This is a genomic window from Pseudoalteromonas sp. SANK 73390 (assembly GCF_054966645.1).
Map to the genome: position 1 here is coordinate 1 of NZ_ARPN01000008.1, position 4,581 is coordinate 4,581.

At 42.8% G+C, this 4,581-nt stretch carries 12 protein-coding genes; 3 read left to right on the forward strand and 9 right to left on the reverse strand.

Annotation, left to right across the window (positions count from 1 at the left end; genetic code table 11):
• Positions 1-44: 44 nt before the first annotated feature.
• Genes SANK73390_RS00555 through SANK73390_RS00575 form a run of 5 tightly spaced genes read right to left on the reverse strand, consistent with a single transcriptional unit; the run spans position 45 to position 1,530 of the window.
• Positions 45-203, reverse strand: a complete 159-nt coding sequence (locus SANK73390_RS00555; protein ID WP_462762213.1) for a hypothetical protein — start codon at positions 201-203, stop codon at positions 45-47.
• Positions 204-214: 11 nt separating this feature from the next.
• Positions 215-655, reverse strand: coding sequence for a hypothetical protein (locus SANK73390_RS00560; RefSeq protein ID WP_462762214.1), 441 nt, complete (start codon positions 653-655; stop codon positions 215-217).
• 26 nt (positions 656-681) lie between these two features.
• The gene (locus SANK73390_RS00565; protein WP_462762215.1) at positions 682-963 is read right to left on the reverse strand and encodes a hypothetical protein; all 282 of its coding nucleotides are present in this window, start codon (positions 961-963) and stop codon (positions 682-684) included.
• Between the two features lie 35 nt (positions 964-998).
• Positions 999-1,232, reverse strand: a complete 234-nt coding sequence (locus tag SANK73390_RS00570; protein WP_462762217.1) for a hypothetical protein — start codon at positions 1,230-1,232, stop codon at positions 999-1,001.
• A 10-nt stretch (positions 1,233-1,242) separates the two neighbouring features.
• A complete protein-coding gene (locus SANK73390_RS00575) occupies positions 1,243-1,530 on the reverse strand; it encodes a helix-turn-helix transcriptional regulator (RefSeq protein WP_462762219.1) in 288 nt (95 codons plus the stop codon).
• A gap of 102 nt (positions 1,531-1,632) precedes the next feature.
• Between SANK73390_RS00575 and SANK73390_RS00580 the strand changes: the two genes are divergently transcribed.
• Positions 1,633-2,133 carry a helix-turn-helix domain-containing protein gene (locus SANK73390_RS00580; RefSeq protein ID WP_462762222.1) on the forward strand — a complete coding sequence of 167 codons (501 nt, stop codon included), beginning with the start codon at positions 1,633-1,635 and terminating at the stop codon, positions 2,131-2,133.
• Here SANK73390_RS00580 and SANK73390_RS00585 read toward each other — a convergent pair.
• From SANK73390_RS00585 to SANK73390_RS00600, 4 genes are all read right to left on the reverse strand, one after another.
• Positions 2,130-2,498, reverse strand: a complete 369-nt coding sequence (locus SANK73390_RS00585; RefSeq protein ID WP_462762224.1) for a hypothetical protein — start codon at positions 2,496-2,498, stop codon at positions 2,130-2,132. The genes SANK73390_RS00580 and SANK73390_RS00585 overlap by 4 nt on opposite strands.
• A gap of 3 nt (positions 2,499-2,501) precedes the next feature.
• A complete protein-coding gene (locus tag SANK73390_RS00590; RefSeq protein WP_462762227.1) occupies positions 2,502-3,050 on the reverse strand; it encodes a hypothetical protein in 549 nt (182 codons plus the stop codon).
• Positions 3,051-3,057: 7 nt separating this feature from the next.
• Complete coding sequence (locus tag SANK73390_RS00595) at positions 3,058-3,222, reverse strand: hypothetical protein (RefSeq protein WP_462762229.1); 165 nt, start codon at positions 3,220-3,222, stop codon at positions 3,058-3,060.
• A gap of 71 nt (positions 3,223-3,293) precedes the next feature.
• Entirely contained in the window at positions 3,294-3,503 is a 210-nt protein-coding gene (locus SANK73390_RS00600; RefSeq protein WP_462762232.1) for a hypothetical protein, read from the reverse strand.
• Positions 3,504-3,759: 256 nt separating this feature from the next.
• Between SANK73390_RS00600 and SANK73390_RS00605 the strand changes: the two genes are divergently transcribed.
• Together SANK73390_RS00605 and SANK73390_RS00610 are read left to right on the forward strand one after the other, a co-directional pair.
• Positions 3,760-4,350 carry a glycoside hydrolase family 108 protein gene (locus tag SANK73390_RS00605; protein ID WP_462762234.1) on the forward strand — a complete coding sequence of 197 codons (591 nt, stop codon included), beginning with the start codon at positions 3,760-3,762 and terminating at the stop codon, positions 4,348-4,350.
• Positions 4,328-4,581: hypothetical protein (locus SANK73390_RS00610; protein ID WP_462762236.1), on the forward strand; the 254-nt coding region annotated here is incomplete at its 3' end. The genes SANK73390_RS00605 and SANK73390_RS00610, both read left to right, overlap by 23 nt.

A 4,581-nucleotide genomic window follows, 5' to 3' on the forward strand; every position in this document is an offset into this window, starting at 1 on the left:
CATTTGCGTAACACTGCCTGCTGTAATGTGTTTTAAAATAATGCTCATGCCACACCCCCAAATGATTTAGCCGCTAATGCTGATAGCTCGCTCGCACTCATCAATCGTTTAGCTGCATAGGCAGGGCAAACCGTTTGCCATGCGTTTGTTTTTTGTGCGCTGTGCTGTGTTTTGGGCGCAACTTGGTCTTTGATAGTGTTCATAATTGGCCTCGTTATTTGTTGAGTTGGGTTATGTCAGCGGATCGCTGTAATGAAGGCTGTGTGGCTTGCTCTAATATTTGCGCAAACATAGATTCAGACTGCTGCAACATTTGCTGTGCTTTTAACGCCAACTCTGCCGCACTAACCATTGATAGCCCTCGGCCATCAACGGGGCTAAAATCTAACGGCGCTAACAGCGCTACAAATGGCTCTATTGATTGCGTTGCCCAACAAAATGCGGGTAAATATTCCGCGGGCATTTTGGTTGGTGCGCTGGCACTAAACCACTTACTAAAAATATCTTTGGTGATCATCTTTTCACCGCCAAGGGCTTCGTTCATACGCTCAATAACCATAGGGCGAGAAAATGGCCCATTGTCTACAGCGCGCTTTAACGCAGCTAGCAAAGCGAATGTCAGATCACACTTGGGTGCATCGTCACTTTTTAACATACTGGTCTCCGCAAGGGATTGCTTAGTTAACATGTACTGCCACCTTTTATATTTATTTGTTCCTGTTTTGGGCTGGCAAAAGTGCTGGCAAAAATTGCCAGTAGATTTGCCATGACGTTTGCAACTCTCGGGATTATGCTGTGTTTAAAAGATAACTTGGGTGGCACATCATAAAATCCTTTAACCGTGCTAACACATAAACAAACGAGAGAACTAGGAATAAACATGAACAATGACCTTAACCAATCTGTAGATACACTCTTTGATTCAGTTGCCGCTATAAACTCCTTCATTACAGCGTTGGCCATGGTGCTTACTCCGAGTCTTGCAGAAGCCATGGTGCCTACTCTTGATCTTTCGATTGACGAGATGGAGCAAGACCCTCAGGTGAACCAGAGTGCTCTGCTGCTGCTAAATGAGTGGCGCAATCACTTGGCACAACGTTCGCAGCCGCAATTGAGTGTGCGACGCTTGGCAGCATTATCGACTTGCCATTAGCTCTGCGACCAGCAGCCATTAAAGTAGCGACTACCTTTGCTGCGGTTATCTTGGCTTGTTTATTGGGTGATAAGTTCATGATAAGGCTCCTATGATGCAACAGCGAATAATTGGCGAAGTTCAGCGACTTTTTGTTCACGGGCTTCACCGCGAACCACAACTGGATCGGCTGGGTTTGTATATGCTTCACAATCAGCAAAGAATACTTCGACAGGTTCACCAACCAGTTTGGCTAACGCCTTTGCTATCGTTTCGGAGTAATAACGTCCACTAACTACGTTGGATACTGTAGAGATAGATTTGCCCAAAGCATCAGCAACTTGTTTGAGTGTATAGCCTTTCTTTTTGATGGCCTGTTTTCTTTTATCTGCATTCATAGTAAATTACCTATTGGTTGCAACCCTTTTCAAAAGCTTTTGCGGGCGATTTTGAAAAGGGTTTTGTTAATGTTGAGTTGATTATTGTGCAGATTTCTGCGCATGTCAATATTTATGGGCGGATTTCTGCACATGATTGGTGCTAGGCTAAAAAAAGAACGTGAAAAGCTTCAACTAAATCAGGATGACTTTGCTGCTTTGGCTGGTGCTAAAAGACGGACATTAGTTGACTGGGAAAAAGACAAGTCGTCTCCTACGGCTGTTCAACTATCAATGTTGGCAGCTGCTGGTGTTGATATTCAATATGTAGTTGTAGGTGAAAGACAGCCCCTATCTATTGTTGATAATAGTGCTGAAGTATCACATGATAATATAAGCGCTAGTAGAGCTGTAGAAGTTGCAGTTCATGCTGCTTCTGAAGCAATTAAAACTGTGTATGAGTTGAAAAGCGAGGAAGTTTTACAAGAAGGAAAGCTGGACGCAATTGAAAACTTCAATCTTATATTAAAGGCGACCGAGATTATTGCTAAGACGGAATTAACAGGGAAAATAAGTGCAACGACAATTTCTGATATTGCAAAATTAACGCGTGAAAGCAGCTAACCTTTACTCAGTAGCTTTTTCTTTTCTTGGGTTGGGTTTAAAAGGCCGTACCTAGCCAATTTTTCTATGCAAGCCTCTCGCTCTTTCTTAAAATTAGCTGTCAGTATCAAAAGTGTTTCTTGACTCACTCCCTCAAAAACAAACTCACTCAAATATTTACTATGGACTAGTAGCTTACTACTTTCTTCTAAAACATGCGTTTTCTCATGCACACGCAATGGCAGAGTGACAACATTTTGTATGTTATCTACTAGATCTAAAGATTTAGTTTTGAACTTTGAGCGGTAGATTCTGAATGAGAGATATACAATCCATAATAAGACTATCAATATATTCAATAAAATAAACCAACTAAAGCTCATCATAGCCTAGCTCCACTTACTATTTGGTACAAATCGCACGATACGAGATACTGGATATACGAGTATTAGTAATGCTGCAACTGTATTGGATGTAGTAATACCAAAGCGATAAACGTATTCCAAAAAGTTTGCTTCTAATATCACTCGATCTACATACCTAAATAACTGAAGGCAAACAGTCATCGCTGAGAGATAGCATATATAGCGCGTAATTTTAGCAAACTCACAACGTTTGATATTGTGCCAGTGAACTACAGCAGCAACAAACAACAACTCATGCAAGCTAAAAAAGAAGTAGTACAATTGCCTTTTACTGATCACTCCCATATCCGCAGATAGAATAGCATCACCTGCAATACGCCCAAAAAAATGAAAAATACAAGCTAAAACAACCATAACAAACAATGAATGTTCAACCTGTTCTCGAATGTCTAAAGTTGGTTTACCAACCAACATTTGCTTGCCGTTGTGTTTTGAAAAAAATACCAGCGCTATAAGCGCCAGTACTTTGCTTACTATCACGGTCCATCCGATAGCTATCATAATTGCGTTCATTGCAAACTCATCCGCCTACTTTTTTTGTTAGTTTCCCTGGTTCAAACACAAGAGCTGTGACGCCTCTCTGTTGTGGCTCGGCACCATCTCCAGCTCCACCGCCTGACGCACCAACTACTTTATTCAATACATATACAGGCAGCTTTTTATTATCTAACTTGTGAGTTTTCATCCAATTTCCTCAATGTGTTTTACAAGAAAACACAGCATAACATTAAATGACTAAAGCTCTTTTAAACTAGGTTAAAAAGCCACAGGTTCGATGCCGTCACCGGCGCCAGCACTAAATATACTGAATGGCTCACTGCCATCACCACCGCCTGTATTTAAAGGCTCAGTTCCGCCGCCTGCACTATAGGTGTTAGGTGGGTTTATCGGATTATTACCGCTGCCGTTGCCACCAACTACATTGCGGCAATTTTCTAAAGAAAGGTTCACTAGCTGTTTTGTCATTTTGCAGCCTCTACAACAAATATAAGTACAATGACCAAGCTAAAAAGAAAAAAGACGCGTTTTAATTTTCCTTTTCTGCTCTATAAAATAACTCCATTAACCAAAAGATAACACTTTTGTTAATCTTTTGTATAGTGTTTACAAAAGGGTTTTGCAAAATAATTTTATAAATAGATTCATATTTTTTAACCCAGGTTAAAATACATCCCTCGCACGCGTCGGCATTCTGTTAACAAACACAACGGAGCCGACAGCTATGCTCACTCAACAACAGCTCGACCATTACAGACAAACACCCGAAATTAAAGCGGCACTCACAGGCTACAGCGATGCGTTTTGCCGCAGTGTGTTAACAATTTTATATTTAGAGGGCGGCCTTAGAGATGACGCCGGCCTAAATAACGTGGCGTCTGACCGTGGCGGCCTAACTAAATACGGTATTAGCCAACGGGCCTACCCCAAAACCGATATTGCTAATTTAAAAATAAGCCATGCAATTAGGCTTTATTATCGAGATTACTGGGAGCCAATGCACTGCGACGAGCTAAACAGCGGTGTTGCACTCATGCTATTTGATGGCACCGTTAATCACGGCATAAACGGCATGACGCGCATAGTACAGCGCACCGCAGGCGCTGATGTAGACGGCGTATTTGGCTCGCGCACTCTTAAAAAGTGCCACGCTATTTTGCCTAACCTATTTATTAGCCAATTAATCAGCCGCCGTGGCTACCGCTACGCCCGCATTTGTTTAGACGACCCAACCCAACAGCCCAACCTACGCGGCTGGATGAACCGCCTAGGCCACATTACCGAGCGCTGTTATGCGGAGGTGTACCGTGGGTAAAAACTGGGAATGGAGCCAAAACCAAGGGCGTATTAAACGCCTCAAAGCCGAAGTCGCAGCCCGCCAAAACGGCGAGCCGTTTGATGCCAGCAACGTACCGCTGCACAGCCATGACGGCACCATGCAATCAAAATTTGCCCACGGCTGGCACTCGGTAACAGAAACCGATATACGGCGCAAACTCAGCAACGACAACACCTATGTAGATGTGCGCCACCGTTTAGCTGAACT

Bases quoted from the DNA above. Each gene is read 5' to 3' on its own strand.
- SANK73390_RS00555 (WP_462762213.1), bottom strand. From the start codon at position 203: ATGAACACTATCAAAGACCAAGTTGCGCCCAAAACACAGCACAGCGCA.
- SANK73390_RS00560 (WP_462762214.1), bottom strand. From the start codon at position 655: ATGTTAAAAAGTGACGATGCACCCAAGTGTGATCTGACATTCGCTTTG.
- SANK73390_RS00565 (WP_462762215.1), bottom strand. From the start codon at position 963: ATGGCCAACGCTGTAATGAAGGAGTTTATAGCGGCAACTGAATCAAAG.
- SANK73390_RS00570 (WP_462762217.1), bottom strand. From the start codon at position 1,232: ATGAACTTATCACCCAATAAACAAGCCAAGATAACCGCAGCAAAGGTA.
- SANK73390_RS00575 (WP_462762219.1), bottom strand. From the start codon at position 1,530: ATGAATGCAGATAAAAGAAAACAGGCCATCAAAAAGAAAGGCTATACA.
- SANK73390_RS00580 (WP_462762222.1), top strand. From the start codon at position 1,633: ATGTCAATATTTATGGGCGGATTTCTGCACATGATTGGTGCTAGGCTA.
- SANK73390_RS00585 (WP_462762224.1), bottom strand. From the start codon at position 2,498: ATGATGAGCTTTAGTTGGTTTATTTTATTGAATATATTGATAGTCTTA.
- SANK73390_RS00590 (WP_462762227.1), bottom strand. From the start codon at position 3,050: ATGAACGCAATTATGATAGCTATCGGATGGACCGTGATAGTAAGCAAA.
- SANK73390_RS00595 (WP_462762229.1), bottom strand. From the start codon at position 3,222: ATGAAAACTCACAAGTTAGATAATAAAAAGCTGCCTGTATATGTATTG.
- SANK73390_RS00600 (WP_462762232.1), bottom strand. From the start codon at position 3,503: ATGACAAAACAGCTAGTGAACCTTTCTTTAGAAAATTGCCGCAATGTA.
- SANK73390_RS00605 (WP_462762234.1), top strand. From the start codon at position 3,760: ATGCTCACTCAACAACAGCTCGACCATTACAGACAAACACCCGAAATT.